Origin of the sequence: Luteibacter mycovicinus (assembly GCF_000745235.1) — a bacterium.
Lineage (GTDB): Bacteria > Pseudomonadota > Gammaproteobacteria > Xanthomonadales > Rhodanobacteraceae > Luteibacter > Luteibacter mycovicinus.
Genome location: NZ_JQNL01000001.1, coordinates 3,818,108 through 3,834,869 on the forward strand (window position 1 = coordinate 3,818,108; position 16,762 = coordinate 3,834,869).

Genomic DNA, 16,762 nt, shown 5'->3' on the forward strand with positions numbered 1-16,762 from the left:
ACCACAGTGCCAGTGGGGTGGGCTTTGCAAGATATCTGCTGCTGCAAACTCGACGCAGAGCTTGGCTTGGGTGACAAGGATGGATGACGAAACGAGAAAAGATGCGGTACATTTGTACAATGTCCGTCCGGTTTACATGTGGATACTCCGTCCTCGCCACATCAGGCGAGGGGTTCCGAGGCGCTTTCGAGGTGTTTGACCAGAAAGGGGCCATCGTTGATTCCGGGACGGATTCCGCGGCTCACGCGACCCTGCAAAAGGCATGGGTCAGTGTCTGGAGCCTTGGTCAGATGGCGGTTGCGCGCCTGAGCTGACGTCGGTTGCCCGGCCCGGGTCGCTCGACTGGGGTCGGCGGTCACGGTCTGTTTGCCATGCCGAAGCCGGGGGGGGATTGAACTTCGGAGAGCCCGCAATCACCTTCTCAGCGCGCATTTCCCTGAGGGCAAGGGTTGAACATTCCAAGAAAGCCGCGAATCACCGGATTCGACATGCCCAGCGCGGGACCGTCGGTCGAGAAGCGTGAACCCAGTGTTGCCGTGCTTGATGTGGAGCCTGATTCGGCGTGGGTCCAGGCGTTCCGGATAAGGGTGGACCTGACACAATGAGACAGTCTTTCAACATCGACGTTTCTTACCGCCAGCTTGCAATTTTCTCGCCGGACCTGGACAACCCGTTCAAGGACTGGACGGAAGAAGCATTCGCCGTTGGCTTCTCGTGGCGACCGGAAAGCTGCTCATTCAGCGCGGATGAGGATGGGGCCCATCAAGTCGATGTCATCGTGGATGACACCTTTCCAGAGCCGGCACCGGACGCTGTCCGGTCTATCGAAGTGATGCTTGACATCGGCAGAATTGCGGAGCTTGAAGTTGCCAGCATTTCCGAGTCCCGAGTGATGCCGCTTCGTCCGGGCCGGTACCGGGTCAGGTCGGAGTACATACCGGCCGCCAGCGTGGCGGTCCCTCGATTCATCCTCGCCTTGGTGCCGGTGCTTACACCTGTGCCCTGACTTCCTTGCAGCGGGTGCGGCATGGGCGAAGGTCAGCACCTGATGATGCATTGCTCACTCATTGCTGACCCGAGCCTGCCGTCCCCGTCACGGCGGTCGGCGCCCCATCGAGCTCCCAACCGGTGGAAAAGACCATGAGCGATGAAGCCAGAATGAGCGAAACAGGCGTCGTGGATCCAGGCAAGGAGCCCGCACAGCCCGGCGACGGCAAGCCGAGGTAACCCGACAGCGACCCGGGCCAAGTGCCCCCGGCTCGGGGGGTGGGCCGGAAGAGGGCGACCCCGACCAAGTCGGCCAGCAGGACCCTGATGGCGGCTTTAACCGTTAAGCCTCCGATTTCGCCGGCCCTCAGGGGCGGGGCCGGCGAGTTAAGGACCGAAGGCGTGCCCGCCCATGGGCCCACCCAGGATGGGGAGGGACGCGAGGTCCATATACGAGGCGCTCGCCTCATCGAGCGTTCGAATCGGCACCATGCGGGCAATCACGGCCACCTGCGCGTCGATGTCCTGAAAGACAGGGTCTTCCCAAAGAAGGTCAACGTTGGCTCCCGCCGCCAGCTTGACGACATACAGTATCTCGCCGTGAACGCCCTCGCCCAGCAGCGGAGGGGTGGTGCCAATCAACCCGAGCTCGCGCCCCCGTATGTGTTGTTTGGCGAGTAGCCCCAACAGCTCCTCGCGTCGCCCGGTCTGGGGACGATAAGTAACTATGATGATGCGTTCCAAGATGCCTCCCCTCGCTCTGGCTGAGGGCATTTTTAACGGGTATACCCGACAGCGGCAACGGCCGGCATGCATCGGGCCGGCTCCAGTCGAAAGTGCGGCGCTACAACATGCGCAAAACACGATTTGGCAGACGCCCGGATACTCTGAAACGCCATCCGTGGCCGACATTCGTCAATGACTCGGGGGAGGAAGGCGAAGGAACCCGGAAACCAACGCCTGACGCCGGAAATGCCAATCAAAGAGGCGCTTTGAGGTCAGGCGTAAACAGCCTCCACTTCCCGTCTTCCCCTTCAATACTCAGATAGGCGCCTCCACTCATCGTGTCAATCTGGGCGGCAACTTTGGCGGCGTAGACCACGGCCTCGTGCCGCGCACCGAATTGCCTGCGCTCGCCGTTGGGAATTGAAACAGCCCAGGTATGGTCTGGTGGGGCGAGCGGAATGTCGAAGACCCGCATGGACGCAAACTTGTAAAGGGTGGTGCGACTATGGCCGGAGTCGACATTTCTTGCGTCAAAGTCTCTTACACGTCCGTGAACTCGCTCGCGGGGCGTATGGCATGGATGCGGAAGAAGGTCCTCCCCGAGACGACGTGACCATTGGCAGGCGTCCTTGGCGTTCCCGGACGCCATCATCACCCGTCGGTCCTTACGGTGAGACGCGTCGTGACTCCCCAACGCACATGGCAGCCCATCGGCTGGTTTCTTTTCTGGCTGGTGGTCCTGAGCGCGCCGGTCGACCTCCTTAGCATCCATGCCGGCGTCACCCCACCGATGCTCTCGCGCATCAGCATGTGGTGCCCGGGAGTGGCGGCGGTCATCACCACCGTCCAACTGCGCCTGCCGTGGGGCGCTCTCGGTTTGCGGGCGCCAGAACGACGATTCTGGCTGGCGGGCTATTTCATTCCATGGGTCTATGCCATCCCTGTGTATCTTCTGGTCTGGACGTTCGTCGCGGGCGGATGGGGCTGGATGTCTTACGTGGCGTCCCAATCGGGCATGTACCACATCGCGACCCATCAGGCCCTCTTTTCGGCCCTCTTTGGCATTCCCTCCACCTTGACCTTCGGCGTGTTGTCGACCGTGGTCTGGACGCTTGGGGAAGAGCTCGGCTGGCGCGGATTTCTCTCGCCCCGTCTGGCGGACCACATGGGGGTGACGGGTGCCGGGCTGGTTGTCGGCCTTGTGTGGGCGGTCTGGCATTATCCGATTCTGCTGGGCGCCGACTACAACGCAGGAACGCCGCCGCTGTACGCGGTCAGCTGCTTTACGGTCATGGTGGTGGCAATGGGGGTATCCATGGCGTGGCTGCGGGAAGTGTCCGGCAGTGTGTGGCCCTGTGTGCTCCTCCATGCCAGCCACAACATCCTGGTGCAGGGGGTTCTTGATGCCATGACGGCGAGAGAGGGGCAGGCGGTATATGTAACCACGGAGTTTGGGTGGGGCATGGCACTGACCGAGACACTGATGGCGGTGTACCTTGCGGTCCAGGCCAAGCGGAGCGTCGCCTTTATGCGGCCCCTGGCCAGCGGACTGCCGGATTAAGATCCCGGGACTGGGTTGCGTGCTGGCGCCCATCGGGCACATCTGTGTGGGAACGTTCGACACAGGATGAGCTGCGGGCAGTGACACCACCCTCTATTTGCGCCGCACTGGTTGTCGGACTTCCGTTGGACTGTCTTCTTGCCGGGCAACGCGACACACTTGTCAGCAGCGAAGACGGGTCAGGTTTTGCTGAGTTCCACGGAGAGGTCCTGCACTGCTTTGGCGTATCCGTTTTTGGGCGTCTCGCCCTCTTTTCCCAGGCGATTGATGACCGCCTGGGCGGCCTTCTGCAAAGCGGGAAGACCACCGGCGCGTGCAACCGCTTCGATGAGGTTCGCGCGAAACCGGCTTTCCTGCAGGTCGCCGTCGAGCAATGCCTCGTTCAAGGCAACTGCATCGAGGACAAGTGCTTCGACATCGAGGGCGAAACCTTCGTCTGACATCGCTGGTCTCCGAAAGAAAAGCGCATCGTAGCGGTCAATGCGCTCGCCGTTTGCCTGCAAACCGGCAAGAAAACGGTGCACCTGACTGTGATGTCGTCGAGGCAATGCCCACCGCCCCACGGTCTACGGGGGCACCTAGAAGGGAACACCTGCTCGCGTGATTTCCCGCTGGGCACCGTGCCGGTGCAGTCGTGGCCGGCGCGGCCCGGCAAGGAAAGCACTCGCCGGCCCCCGCCGACCTTCAATGTTGAAGTGGGGGCTGGTCATGATGCGCAACCAGGACCATATCGAGGGTGGCATGACTGGCATGACCGACACCGCTCCCGCCGCTGACTTGATGGAAGAATCCGACAGGGGATGCGTCCTCGTAGGCGCAGCGATGCTCGAAGACAGCCTTGCCGAACTGTTCAAAGCGGTTTTCAAGAAGAACGCCATCGTGGGCAAGGTCGAAAAAGCCTTGTTTGACGCCAACGGCCCTTTGTCGACCTTTTCGGCCAAAATAAAGATGGCGTACGGGATGGGCTTTATTGACCGCGCAGTGTTCGACGACCTTGAGCTCATCCGCCGCATCCGAAACGAATTTGCGCATTCCCAGGCGAAGGTCGACTTCGTGGATGACCGATTCAAACCGCTGGTCGAGAGCCTCAATTCCATCCAGGACATTCTTCATGTCATGCCCACCTATGGCGTGGCGGAGGGAGAGACACCGGACGACTACGACCTGAGAAGGGCGGGCTACATCAAGCGAACGAAGGCACTCTTTGCCCTTGGCGTGAAAAGCCTGGTTGTGACGCTGGGGCGGGCTCAGCTACGCGCACTTGGCATTTCCCTGCCAGAGCTCTCGGCGGCGATGCCTTGCAGGTGAGATTTTACTGCCTCTTGGCTTCAGGCCTGCCGAGGGCCCGGCCTTGATGCTTCAAAGCGGCTCGAAGCCCAATGCATCGAGCTCATCGGCAACGCGCAAAATGCCCGCGCCGTATCCCGGGCCTGGCGTAGTCCCAACTGGCCCGAGGACCGCGACGAGGTGAGCGGCGGCAATGGCGAGGTCGACATAACCCGCCAAGTCTGCCTTGGCGGCAATCAGCTGCGCCCGGAAGCGTGCTTCGTCCATGTCTTTTTCCAACGCGGCATCACCCATGGCAGCCGCCTCACTGACGAGGACGGCAACATCGAGGATGGGGCTTTCCCGGGATTCCATGTCGAGAGTATATCGGCGAATGGTACGTGGAGTTTTGCGCCGCGCTGAAAAGGCACGCGGTCAAGGTTGGCCCGGACCTGTATCACCACTGTTACAGGCTTTTTATGCGTGCCGACTCGGCCTAGAGTGGGTAGATTGACCGTCGAACGGCCGCACGGTGACATGCCCGTGTTTATCCGACCGAGAACCGCATCCACCGCCCAGCCCGTCATCGTCGCGGCCTACATGCGCATGTCGACGGACATGCAACGCTACTCGCTGGAAAACCAGACGCGCGCCATCGATGCTTATGCCGCCGGCCATGGCATGAACATCGTGCGTGTGTATCAAGACGCGGGGCGGAGCGGGCTGACCATCGAGCGACGGCCGGGGCTCACGTCGCTCATGGACGACGTCCGGGGCGGCCGTGCGGGATTCGATGGCGTGTTGGTGCTCGATGTCACGCGATGGGGACGGTTCCAGAACACGGATGAGGCAGCCTTCCATGAATTCATGTGCTGGCGCTCCGGCATCCAGGTCATCTACGTTGGTGAGCCCTTTGAGAATGACCAGTCGCCCTTTTCGATGGTGTTCAAAGGACTGAAAAGGGCCATGGCCGCCGAGTACAGCCGGGAGCTCTCAGCCAAGACCTCGGCGGGCCAGCGGCACTTGGCAAGCCTCGGCTACCGCCAGGGCGCAATTGCGGGTTATGGGCTCCGGCGTCTGCTTGTCAGTGCCGACGGCGAGGCGAAGTTCCTCCTTGGCGACGGCGACCACAAGAGCATCCTCACCGACCGCATCATTCTCGTCCCGGGCCCACCGGAGGAAGTCAAAACCGTTCGCTGGATGTTCCAGCGCTACTTGGAGGGACTGGGCTGCAGTGCCATTGCCCGGGAGCTCAATGACCGTGGCGTGCCGACGCACAGGGGGAAGCCTTGGGTCTATGGCACGGTGCGGACCATTCTCGACGGCGAGAAATATGTCGGGCACGCCGTGTACTGCCGGGCGAGCAAGAAGCTCGCAGGGCCCCTTGTCCAGAATCCGGAGTCCGATTGGGTCAGGAAGGAAGGCGCTTACGAGGCAGTGATTGCACCAGAGCTGTTCCGAGCGGTCGCGGCCAGGCGGGTTGCCCTGAGAAAAAGGGATACGAGGACCGAACTGCTCGACCAAGCGCGGCGGTTGCTCAAGAGGGAAGGCAGGCTGAGTGCTCCGCTCCTTGATGCGGAGCCAGGCATCCTGTCGAGTCACGGCTTTGCCCGCCGCTTCGGTGGCCTGACCGCGCTGTATCGTGAAGTAGGGTTTGTCCCTGGAAGGAACCCGCGATACGCCGACATCCGACTGTGGCTCACCCGGTGGCGGGAAAGCCTGACGGCCTTCGCCGTTGGGCAACTGGAAGAGGCGGGTTCGACAGTGACGCGGGAAGGGTGGTGCCTGACAGTCGATGACGCTTGGTCACTGTCTTTCATGGTGGTGCACGGGGCGCGGCCGAGAGAGTCACGCCAGCAGTGGTTCAACCACCGGAAACCCGAAGACACCGACGTTGTCGTCTTTGCGCGCTCCGAATTTGGGGAGCCCGGCCCCAAGGACTACTTTGTTCTTCCAAGAGTTATGTTCCCGACCTGGCCTTCTTGCATCTATACAAGAAACGGTCCGTTGCTCGAAAGCTGCCGGTACCCATCCCTGGCCGTTCTCGAAGACTTGGCGCGTCTGTCACGGCAGGACACGCAACTGTGTGGGTGACCCGGTCCGAGCGCGAGTGGACGCGGAAGCTGGAGGCGGAGGGGCTTGCGGCCGCTGCCCGAGACGCCGAGGCCCGTTTTGCCAGCGTGACCGCTGCGCTTAGGGTGCTTCTGGCCGACACCCGGGCTGCGCCCATGCTCGCCCAGCATGATATTTCCCGGGTCGCGCTGGGCCGTTCGACGAGGCTCGCGGAGAACGGGCGGGCAGAAGGTCTCGCGGTTCTCGAAGGCGTGGTGCTGGCTGGGGTTGTGCGGGCATTGCTCGACGATGCTGAACTTGTCCGCTGGATGTCCGGCCATCACTCCAGGGAGCTCGCCGCTCTTCATGAGGCTTGCAGGCGAGACCGCTAGGCCTGCGGCCGGGTCCCCCACAACCGGTAAGGGGGGCTTCGCCGGTCGTCGCCGACCTCAATGTTAGGCAAGACGGATATCGGTCGAGGCGGCGGCATGTACTTTTTCTCTGCGCGGCGTTGGGCAAAAAAAGGGGCCGGAAGGCCGGCCCCGCTTGCGTATGAAAGGGGTTCAGCTTACGGAGCCAGGGTTAGGCACGACGCCGCCCATAGGACTGCTGTGCCCATTGTGAGAACGGACAACAACGCGAACAGTCCCTGCCACGCAGAGGACCTCACCAGCAATCGGCCGACCAAAGACAGGGAATACTGATGGGTCCAACAAAACTTTTTAAGCCCATATTTTCAAAGCTAATTTAGCTCTGTACATCCAGACGCTTCCCCTGCAAAGCCCGTCTGGTTGTCCACTTGACGGGTCGAAAATCCAGGGTAGACAGAATGTCGCGCTGACGTTTTTTTGTCAGGCAGAAGCCAGGGCAGGGAGGCCCGTTCAATGAACTACCAAATGCAACGAGCCTTGGCGGACGCCGCATGGGACGGGGACCACGTCACCGTGTCCGCCCTCATCAACCATCCCGGGGTCGACCCCGCCGCGCATCACTACGCCGCGCTGCTCCACGCCCCCCACCGGGGCCATTGGCGGTGTGTCGAGCTGCTCCTGCCTGTCAGTGACCCGAATGCCCATAACGCCGAAGCCCTTTGGCGCGCGGCAAAGCACGGGCACCGCAGGGTGGCCCGAGTGCTGGCGCCTGTATCTGACATAAGCCGATAGGAGGATTGGATGAGGAATGGGTTGGGTGTCCGGATGAAGTGGGTCGAACAAGGCTCACCCCAACAACAAGGATTGTCACCGAGGGTCCTTGGTAATCTGTAAGAGTTCAAAGGGGAAATCCATGGGTGCTGCAACCAAACACAAACAGGCGCTTCTCAAGACCAATCCCAACTGCATCTTTTGTGGTGGGGCCGCCTTGGCGACCACGGTGGAGCATTGTCCACCACGTGCCCTTTTCCAGAACCGCCAATGGCCCGAAGGGTTCGAATTTGCGGCATGTCATGGATGCAATGGCGGTACGTCGAATGAAGACCTCCTGCTTTCCATGCTAGCGAGAATGAATCCGTTTGATGATTCCAGTGACTCGGATGGGAAAACGGAAGGTATTGTGCGTAGGGTGGTCAAGCAGTTCCCGGGCATCTTCAGCCGCATGGAACTCTCTGCGGCCGAGGCAAGGCGCAATAACCGCAAGCTTGGTATCACGCCGACACCGGGGCAACTCCATCAGGAGGCCGGAGTGGTCCGGGTTCCTCCCGAGATGACCAACGCTGTCTGCACCTTTTCCTCCAAGCTGGCGAAGGCCGTTTATTTCCTCCACTCACAACGGATTTTTCCGGTGGAGGGCTGCCTGTTGCTCCACTGGTTCACCAACGTCCATCTCTATGAGAAGGGGCACTATCCGATGCTCAAGCAGATGGAGCATTTCGATGGGCTGGTGCCTGACCTTGTAAGGACCGGACGGCACCTCAATGACCAGTTTTCCTACAAGCTCACCATGGACAGGACTCATGAGGTCTTTGCCTTGCAGACGGTCTTCGGCAAGGCATTCGGGACGGTCGTTTTCGGCTCCAGGGAGCCTGGCAAGCTTGAGGCCACCTTCGCCGAACTGAAGCGCAAGTTTCCGAACAAACCGGAACCCTTTTCAGTCCTCCAGTCATCCGTGTTGCCCGTCACCCGGACCACTCCCGAAACGGCGCCCTATACCGCTGCCTGATTTCCGGATGCCTCTGGTTGTGCCGGGCCTGCACGGCCGACAGTCCTTCAGTACACGTGCCTAAACCGCGAGGAGTTGAACATGCAGTACGCAGACGGGCCGGACAGGTTTGCCGAAGTCATGGGCGACGACCTTGGCGAGGTTATGGCTGTCCTCGACAACAAGCTGGTTGAACTGCAAGTGGTGTGGCTCCAGTACCGGCAACTCTTTGGCACGAACGAAGACACGGTCCATCTCCTGAACCGTGCAGCAGGGCTGTTTTTCCAGATTGTCCAGGACCAGCTATGGGATGGGGTCCTGCTCGGGATTGCCCGGATGACGGACCCGGCCAAAAGCGGAAGCAACAGGAACCTCACCATCCACTCCCTTGGTCCGTTGATTGCCGATATGGCTTTCCGGTCCCGAGTCGATGCCCTGTGTGCGGACGCATTGGATGAATGTGAATTCGCCAGGGAACACCGGAACAAGCGAATCGCCCACCGTGACCATCGTCACGCAGTAGACCAAAAGGCCCATCCGCTTTCCGGCATCAGTCGGGCTAAGGTGGAACGCATGCTCGATTCACTGCGCAAGGTTCTCAACGCCCTCCATCACCATTACCGGGACACCACAGTCCTGTATGAGGACTTTGTCGACCACTCAGGAGCGGAGCTGCTGGTGCATCGACTGGAAAAACTGGAGCGGCTGCAAAAGCCGGGCCTGACCGTCTAAGAAAGACTTTCCTTTCTTGGCGTGCCCTTCGTGCCTCTCGACTGGTCATTGGTGTCCAGTCGCTTATGGTTCTGTGGTCCTGCTAACCGTGGTGGGTAGTGGGGTAATGCTTACCGGGCGTTTTTGCCCCCTCCTAGAAGGAGGCTTTAAGGTCTGGTCGGAGGAGGCATGGTTGCCTCCTCCCAAATCCTTGCGGCGGCGTCTCCACAGCCCTAGATTGAAGGTGTGACGCAAGGATAACTGTATGGCGACGACTCTAAAAAAGAAAACATCGGCATCTTCCAAACCGAAAAAGGCCGCCTCTTCCAACTCGGCAGAGGCCAAGTGGGGCAAGGCGGTCATGAGAAGGGGATTTGTCATCGTCCCCTCCATCCTGCTCCGTGCCCAAGGACGCCTTGGCCTCTCCGGGACCCAGCTTGCCATTCTTCTCCAGCTCATCGACTGGTGGATGGATGCAAAAAAGCATCCCTGGTCCAGCAAAGAAACGCTGGCCGTCCGTATCGGCATTTCCGAACGGCAGCTCCAACGGCAGGTGGCCCAATTGGAAAAGGCAAAACTGGTTCAGCGGGTGGAGAAAATAACCAACCACGGCAAACGGCCCAACGGCTACGACCTCTCCGGTCTGGTCTCTAGGCTCAAGGCTCTTGCCCCGGAATTTAAGGCGGCTGCGAAGGCGTCGACCGACGTGGAGAAGAAGGGCGGACTTGCGGGCAAGAAGGCGCTCTAGTTGTTCAGGTTTCGCTCAGCCTTCACGATGTGGGAAGGTTCTTGTTTTTTGAGCTCACCTTCAAAGAGCGAAAAAACAAGAACTAAGTAGCATTTTTTTGAAGAAAAATCAAGCTGCTGTCAAGTCTTTACGAGACCGGCCAGCGGGCATAAGGTTCAGGTGAAGGAACGGGCCGCCGGTTCGGGGCAAAAAAAAGGAGGGTTGAGCCTAGGAACTCAACCCTCCGGTGCGCACCCGGAGGCGCGCGGCGCAGCCAGTCTTGGGAACGGCATGCCCCTGCAAATTAGTCCTATTGTGTATCGATAGGCAAGCGCAGGGCATGAAAGACAGGTTGTCGCTTCATGGATTCCGGGACCTCCATCCCAAAAGGAAAACACCATGATTAGCTTTACGACCAGCAATCCCCAGGGGCTTCTCGCCGCGATGAAGAAGGCCATCGACCAGGGCCACGTCACGACGTGGAAGTACGATTCGGACGGTGATTTCACCCATACCCCCGACCAGTGGCGCGGCAAGGCATGGCTCCGTCCTAAGGTTGTGGCTGGGGAACTCCAGCTCGGAATCCTGTTCCCGCGCGGGCATCAGGCGACCAAGGAGGTCTATGCCGTCTACCACGGTCGTTTCATCGAGATGGCGATGGCGCACTTTGACACCTCCTTCGGAAAGGCGGTGGGAACGGCCTTGGCCATGACTCCTGACGTCATCGCTGCATAACCAACAGGCCGCCCCGTAGGGGGCGGCTTTCTCGTTTGTATCTATGAGAGCGGGTCTTCGTTCTTCAAGAAAGCGATGCTGCCAGTGGGCCGTGACTCGCACGAGAAGCAGCCCGATTTTTGCGGCTAGTCTAGGCCATGCTGGACGCATGCGTTGCGACCTTCCAACCTGCCAAGACGAATGCAGAATGTGTCCAATTACATCCTTTAGAACTGCCAGGTTTTGAAGGTAAGCCTGAAAGTAAGGAGTGCCCTTGAACAGACCAGTGATTCCCAGCGTGAGGATGTGGCCGCGCAACCTGAGCACCTCGCAGGGCGGCGGTTTGTCCACTTCGCAATACGGTGGGATGTCGACCTCGCAATATGGAGGCATGTCAACATCCCAATATGGCGGAATGTCGACCTCGCAATACGGGGGTATGTCGACGTCCCAGTACGGTGGTTTATCAACCTCGCAATATGGTGGATTGTCCACGTCACAGTATGGAGGACTGTCGACTTCACAATATGGGGGGCTTTCGACGTCCCAATATGGCGGATTATCAACGTCACAAGGCGGGGGCATGTCTACGTCGTCAGGGAATGTCTACATGAGCAACATCCCGCCTTGGCCGGTTTTCTTGAGAGAGCTCGACGCTAGGGGCTACCACGGCCAAGCGAAGCTAATCAGGCAGTACTTGCCGGAAGCCTTGTGGCCGGAAAATTTCTTCAAGAGATAGATTGGTAGTCGAAAAATTTTTGTGCCTTGACGTTAGGGTCTTATCCGCTCAAAAATCCGGGACACCACCCGGAACACCCGGGCTGGGCTTGGACGGGTTGGGAGAGAAGGGGGAAATGATGTCCCTCACTCTCCGCCAGTTACGCAAGACGCCCCTAACGGGGCGTTTTGCGTTTCCAGACCACCGTTTCCGGAGTCATGTAGGAGCGCGCCCCGCGCGCGACCCGTGACGCTCGCGCCCCATAATTTGACCGAGGTCGGGGCAGCCCGCACCGCACCTTTCTAAGCTCGCAGCTTTTGTCCAAAGCGAGCCTCCCATGTCCTCCGGATACGACGACCTTCAGGTCAGCTACGGTCGCTGCCTGCGCACGCGCGGTTTCATCGGGCGCTTCTACGAGATCCTCCTGTCCCGCGACCCTGGTCTCGCGCTCCTGTTCGCCACGACCGACTTCCAGAAGCAACACATGGCCCTGCGCCGCGGCATCAGCCTGGCGATCTCCTGGGCCGCCGGCGACGGTATGGCGCAACGCCCGGTCGACGAGATGATCCGCGTCCATGCCCGCACGGGCAGGGCGCCGGTACCGCCGGAGTACTACACGTACTGGCTCGACAGTCTGCTGCAGGCGGTGCGTGAGCGCGACGAGCAGCTCACGCCGGAACTGGAGGCGCGCTGGCGTGAGGCGATGAGCGCCGTGACCCACGCCTTCGCCGTCGCCTACTGACGCGGATCGCCAGGCGGCTGTGCCTGCGGGTCGTTCGCAGGCCGGATCCCGCGCAAACAAAAACGCCGGCACTAGGCCGGCGTTTTCATAATGAACGAATTCATTGGTCGGGGAGACAGGATTCGAACCTGCGACTTCTACGTCCCGAACGTAGCGCTCTACCAGGCTGAGCTACACCCCGACGGGAGCCGCGTATATTAGCCATGCTCCCGATCAATGGCAACAGGTCGCTTCAACTTTTTTCACGCATTGCCTACCGGGGCGGGCTGTGGCCATCTGCTAATCTATGCGGCTGCCGCGTGGCGGCCTCCGTATAAGCCTGTCCGAAGAGGAATTGCATGGCACTCACCCCGGCCCGCACCATGCCCGGTGTCCTCGAGCTCCTGCCGCTCGATCAGATCGCGTTTCAGCGCATGCTGGACACGATCCGCCGTAACTATGAGAAATTCGGCTTCCTGCCGATCGAGACGCCGGTGATCGAGCACAGCGATGTGCTGCTGACCAAGACCGGCGGCGAGACGGAGCGCCAGGTTTACTTCGTGCAGTCCACCGGTGCGCTGGGCGCGGCGGCGGAGAAGGACAAGGGCGGCGTACCCGAGCTGGCGCTGCGTTTCGACCTCACCGTGCCGCTGGCGCGCTACGTGGCCGAGCACGAGCACGACCTCAGCTTCCCGTTCCGTCGCTACCAGATGCAGCGCGTCTATCGCGGCGAGCGCGCGCAGCGCGGACGCTTCCGCGAGTTCTACCAGTGCGACATCGACGTGATCGGCAAGGACTCGCTGTCGGTGCGTTACGACGCCGAGATTCCGGCGGTCATCTACAGCGTGTTCCGCGACCTCAACATCGGTCCGTTCACCATCCAGCTGAATAACCGCAAGCTGATGCGCGGTTACTTCGAAAACCTCGGCATCGCCGACGCCGAGCAGCAGATGCTCGTGCTGCGCGAAGTCGACAAGCTCGACAAGCGCGGTCCGGACTATGTGCGCGACACGCTGACCGGTGAGGCGTTCGGCCTGTCGGCCGACGTGGCGGCGAAGATTCTCGCCTTCGTGCAGGTACGTTCCACCTCGGTCGATAACGCCTTCGCGCATCTCGACGCGCTGGGTGCCGGTTCGGAAACCTTCGAGCAGGGCAGGGCCGAGCTGAAGGAAGTCCTGACCATGATCCGCGACTTCGGCGTGCCGGAGACGCATTTCGCACTGAACCTGTCGATCGCCCGCGGCCTCGATTACTACACGGGGACGGTCTACGAGACCACGCTCAACGATCATCCCGGCATCGGTTCGATCTGCTCGGGTGGCCGCTACGAGAATCTGGCCGGTCAGTACACGAAGTCGCATCTGCCGGGCGTCGGCATCTCGATCGGCCTGACGCGCCTTTACTGGCAGCTGCGTGACGCCGGCCTGATCTCGACCGCGCAGAGCACGGTGGACGTGCTGGTGACGCAGATGGACGCGGCGCAGTTGCCGACCTATCTCGCCGTCGCGACGGAACTGCGCAACGCAGGCATCGCCACCGAGGTCGTGCTCGAGGGCGGCAAGCTCGGCAAGCAGTTCAAGTACGCGGACAGGGCGGGCATTCGCTTCGTCGTGGTGCTGGGCGAAGACGAGATCGCGAAGGGCGTGGTCACCGTGAAGGATCTTCGTCGCGAAGATCAGTTCGAGGTGGCTCGCGCCGACCTGGTCAAGACGTTGCGCGTCGAACTGGCCCAGGCCGAAATCGGTCGCTGAGCTTTCTCTTACCCCCACCGCACGGCATCCCCATGACCAGCAGCATTCTTCTCGACGGACGTAGCCTCACGCGCGCCCAGGTCGCCGCTATCGCTCGCCACGGCGCTTCGATTCGTCTCGACGACGCGCAGCTGGTGAAGGTCAGGCGCGCGGCCGACTTTCTCGCCGAGAAGGTCGGTGGCGGCGAGCCGATCTACGGCGTGACCACGGGCTTCGGCAGCAATGCCGACAAGCTGCTCGGCGCGCATCGCGTGCGCGACGAGTTGCCCGGCGGTAATCCGGAGCCGCGCGAAGGCACGTTGCTGGAAGAACTGCAGCACAACCTGATCATCACCCATGCGGTGTGCGTGGGTAAGCCCTTCGCTGAAGACGTCGTACGCGCGATGCTCGCCATCCGCGTCAACACGCTGATGAAGGGACACTCCGGCATTCGCGTGGAAACCCTGGGTGCGCTGGCCGAGCTGCTCAACCGCAACGTCATCCCGGTGATTCCGGAGAAGGGCTCCGTCGGCGCCAGTGGCGACCTGGCTCCGTTGTCGCATCTGGCCATCGTGCTGCTGGGTGGTGGCGAAGCCTTTTATCAGGGCGAGCGCCTGCCCGGTGCCGAGGCGCTGAAGCGTGCCGGTCTCGAGCCGGTGCGCCTGTCCTTCAAGGAAGGTCTTGCGCTCAACAACGGCACGACGCAGATGCTGGCCACGGGCGTGCTCGCGCTCGACACGATGGACATGCTGATCCGCACGGCGGACTTGGCGGCCGCGATGACGCTCGACGCGTTCGCTGGACGTACGGGCGCTTACGCCGAACAGGTGCATGCGCTGCGCCCCCATCCGGGGCAGGTGGCGGCGGCACGCAACATACGCGGTCTGCTCGAAGGTTCGACGCTGGCGGACATCGCGTACCACATGGTGCCGCGCTTCCGTCCGTGGCTGTCGGACTCGTGGGCGGATCCCGCCGACCAGGCCTATCGCTTCGACATCGGCTGGGACTGGGTGCCGGCCACGCAGCGGCATGGCAAGGAGGCGTTCTACTCCCGCTTCCTCCCGTTCAAGGGCGGCAAGAAGCATCAGCCGCAGGACGCGTACTGCCTGCGCTGCGCGCCGCAGGTGCATGGTGCCGTGCGCGACGCGTGGGAGCAGGCGTGTCGCGTGTTCGACGTCGAGCTCAACGCCGTCACCGACAATCCGCTGGTCTTCCCCGATGCCGAGAACGCCGAGGTCATCGAGGATCAGGTGATTTCCGCCGGTCACTTCCATGGCATGCCACTCGCGCTGGCGATGAGCTACGTCAAGGCGTCGATTCCGGTACTCGCCTCGATCTCGGAGCGTCGGACCGCCAAGCTGGTGGATCCCGCGAATAACGACGGCCTGCCGGCCTTCCTGATCGGCAATGAAGACGCCACGGATTCCGGTTTCATGATCGTGCAGTACACCGCGGCGGCGCTGGTCAACGACCTCGCCACGCGCGCGCACCCGGCCTCCGTCTATTCGGTGCCGACCAGCGCCAACGCGGAAGACCACGTGTCCATGGGTGCCAACGAGGCCCGTCACGTGCTGGAGATGACCGAGGACCTCGGCCACGTGCTGGCGATGGAGCTGTATACCGCCGCGCAGGCGCTCGAATACCGCCAGGACATGCTCAACGCCGCGCGTACCCTTGCGATGCGCGGTGACTGGCAGGCGCTGGCGTCGAAAATCGCCGGAGCGCCGCGTACCGACTCGCCGCACTACGCGCGCTTCGAAACCGAAGTGCGCGCGCTGATGGACGCCCTCGCTGTCGCCGAGGATTTCCATGGCGGTGTCGCCGTGCGCGAGGCACTGGCGGCTCTTCGCCAGCACATCGCCTTCATGCAGCGCGATCGTGCGATGGATGGCGAAGTCCGCCTGATGTGCGAACTGGTGGCCTCCGGGCGTCTCGTCGCCGCGGCCTGATCACGGCGGGAAAAAGTTGAGGCTGGCGGCGGCCTCGTCTGTCGGGGACCAGTCGTCGAGTTTGTCGGCGCGGATGCCGGCCAGGTAATGATAGAGCTGGGCGTCGTTGACGAGGCCCAGCTTGCTCATGGCCGAGCGCTTCTGCCGGCTGATCGTCTTGATGCTGCGCCCCATGGCCGAGGCGATCTCGGGTAGCTGGTAGCCCTGCGCGTACCCGCGCAGGACCTCGATTTCACGGGGGGACAGCCGGGTAGCGAGTTCTTCTTCCTGCGCCGCCGCGCAGTCCGCCTCGTGGAAGAGGCGGCGGATGGCCGGGCTGAGGTAGGAGCGCCCGACGTTGGCCGCATGCACGGCGACCGGGATGTCGCGCAGATTGGTGCGCTTGTCGAAGATGGCCGCCACGCCCGCGTCGAGCAGGCTGCGCAGCATGGCCGTGTTCGACAGCATGGTGAGTACGACGATGCCGGTGTCCGGACGCATCGCACGGATGCGCCGGATCATGGGCATGCCATCCGGGCGGCTGCCTTCGGGCATGGAGAAGTCCGTCACGACGACGTCGCACGGGTAATCGGCCAGGGCGTGGAAGAGGGCGTCGGTGTTGTGGACGCGCGCGACGATGTCGTAGCGATGCGACTTCAGCACGGTTTCGACCCCCGCGACCACGACCGGGTGGTCGTCCGCGATGATCACGGTACTACGCATGGATAAGGCTCACAGCTTGGAGATGGCCGCCATGTTGGCCGGGTGCTGCGATGCGGTATATG

General features: G+C 61.7%; 17 protein-coding genes and 1 tRNA gene. 12 read left to right on the forward strand and 6 right to left on the reverse strand.

The annotated features are described in order from the left end of the window. Positions 1-601: 601 nt before the first annotated feature. Entirely contained in the window at positions 602-1,006 is a 405-nt protein-coding gene (gene comJ / locus FA85_RS16815; protein WP_051943806.1) for a competence protein ComJ, read from the forward strand. Between the two features lie 368 nt (positions 1,007-1,374). Here the strand turns inward: comJ and FA85_RS16820 are convergent, their stop codons facing one another. Then, positions 1,375-1,731: a hypothetical protein gene (locus FA85_RS16820; RefSeq protein ID WP_156108773.1), complete on the reverse strand. Its 357-nt coding sequence runs from the start codon at positions 1,729-1,731 to the stop codon at positions 1,375-1,377. Positions 1,732-1,966: 235 nt separating this feature from the next. After that, positions 1,967-2,188: a DUF2188 domain-containing protein gene (locus FA85_RS22230; protein WP_197056569.1), complete on the reverse strand. Its 222-nt coding sequence runs from the start codon at positions 2,186-2,188 to the stop codon at positions 1,967-1,969. Between the two features lie 207 nt (positions 2,189-2,395). On the opposite strand from FA85_RS22230, the gene FA85_RS21150 reads away from it, so the two are divergent. Next, positions 2,396-3,274 carry a CPBP family intramembrane glutamic endopeptidase gene (locus tag FA85_RS21150; RefSeq protein ID WP_051943804.1) on the forward strand — a complete coding sequence of 293 codons (879 nt, stop codon included), beginning with the start codon at positions 2,396-2,398 and terminating at the stop codon, positions 3,272-3,274. A 179-nt stretch (positions 3,275-3,453) separates the two neighbouring features. On the opposite strand, the gene FA85_RS16835 is transcribed toward FA85_RS21150, so the two are convergent. Further along, positions 3,454-3,798, reverse strand: coding sequence for a hypothetical protein (locus FA85_RS16835; protein ID WP_156108772.1), 345 nt, complete (start codon positions 3,796-3,798; stop codon positions 3,454-3,456). Positions 3,799-3,982: 184 nt separating this feature from the next. Here FA85_RS16835 and FA85_RS21155 point away from each other — a divergent pair, with 184 nt between their 5' ends. Further along, a complete protein-coding gene (locus FA85_RS21155) occupies positions 3,983-4,582 on the forward strand; it encodes an MltR family transcriptional regulator (RefSeq protein ID WP_197056570.1) in 600 nt (199 codons plus the stop codon). A gap of 51 nt (positions 4,583-4,633) precedes the next feature. Here the strand turns inward: FA85_RS21155 and FA85_RS16845 are convergent, their stop codons facing one another. Beyond that, a complete protein-coding gene (locus FA85_RS16845; RefSeq protein ID WP_036114667.1) occupies positions 4,634-4,915 on the reverse strand; it encodes a hypothetical protein in 282 nt (93 codons plus the stop codon). 162 nt (positions 4,916-5,077) lie between these two features. Here FA85_RS16845 and FA85_RS16850 point away from each other — a divergent pair, with 162 nt between their 5' ends. From FA85_RS16850 to FA85_RS16890, 7 genes are all read left to right on the forward strand, one after another. Further along, positions 5,078-6,634, forward strand: coding sequence for a recombinase family protein (locus FA85_RS16850; RefSeq protein ID WP_051943800.1), 1,557 nt, complete (start codon positions 5,078-5,080; stop codon positions 6,632-6,634). A gap of 854 nt (positions 6,635-7,488) precedes the next feature. After that, positions 7,489-7,755, forward strand: a complete 267-nt coding sequence (locus FA85_RS22795; protein WP_036129179.1) for an ankyrin repeat domain-containing protein — start codon at positions 7,489-7,491, stop codon at positions 7,753-7,755. A gap of 121 nt (positions 7,756-7,876) precedes the next feature. Further along, the gene (locus FA85_RS16865; protein WP_156108771.1) at positions 7,877-8,749 is read left to right on the forward strand and encodes a hypothetical protein; all 873 of its coding nucleotides are present in this window, start codon (positions 7,877-7,879) and stop codon (positions 8,747-8,749) included. Between the two features lie 81 nt (positions 8,750-8,830). Beyond that, on the forward strand, positions 8,831-9,460 hold the full coding sequence (locus tag FA85_RS16870) for an AbiU2 domain-containing protein (protein ID WP_051943799.1): 630 nt from the start codon (positions 8,831-8,833) through the stop codon (positions 9,458-9,460). Between the two features lie 244 nt (positions 9,461-9,704). After that, positions 9,705-10,187 (forward strand): helix-turn-helix domain-containing protein, encoded by a 483-nt coding sequence (locus FA85_RS16875; RefSeq protein WP_036114657.1) that lies wholly within the window; start codon positions 9,705-9,707, stop codon positions 10,185-10,187. A gap of 378 nt (positions 10,188-10,565) precedes the next feature. Then, entirely contained in the window at positions 10,566-10,901 is a 336-nt protein-coding gene (locus FA85_RS16880; RefSeq protein WP_036114654.1) for a hypothetical protein, read from the forward strand. Between the two features lie 1,034 nt (positions 10,902-11,935). After that, complete coding sequence (locus tag FA85_RS16890) at positions 11,936-12,340, forward strand: globin (protein ID WP_036114649.1); 405 nt, start codon at positions 11,936-11,938, stop codon at positions 12,338-12,340. A gap of 104 nt (positions 12,341-12,444) precedes the next feature. On the opposite strand, the gene FA85_RS16895 is transcribed toward FA85_RS16890, so the two are convergent. Then, a tRNA-Pro gene (locus FA85_RS16895) sits at positions 12,445-12,521 on the reverse strand. A gap of 157 nt (positions 12,522-12,678) precedes the next feature. Between FA85_RS16895 and hisS the strand changes: the two genes are divergently transcribed. Continuing rightward, positions 12,679-14,070: a histidine--tRNA ligase gene (gene hisS / locus FA85_RS16900; protein WP_036114648.1), complete on the forward strand. Its 1,392-nt coding sequence runs from the start codon at positions 12,679-12,681 to the stop codon at positions 14,068-14,070. Positions 14,071-14,102: 32 nt separating this feature from the next. Beyond that, positions 14,103-15,998 carry an HAL/PAL/TAL family ammonia-lyase gene (locus FA85_RS16905; protein ID WP_036114646.1) on the forward strand — a complete coding sequence of 632 codons (1,896 nt, stop codon included), beginning with the start codon at positions 14,103-14,105 and terminating at the stop codon, positions 15,996-15,998. Here the strand turns inward: FA85_RS16905 and FA85_RS16910 are convergent, their stop codons facing one another. Further along, the gene (locus FA85_RS16910; RefSeq protein ID WP_051943797.1) at positions 15,999-16,700 is read right to left on the reverse strand and encodes a response regulator; all 702 of its coding nucleotides are present in this window, start codon (positions 16,698-16,700) and stop codon (positions 15,999-16,001) included. Positions 16,701-16,762: the final 62 nt, after the last annotated feature.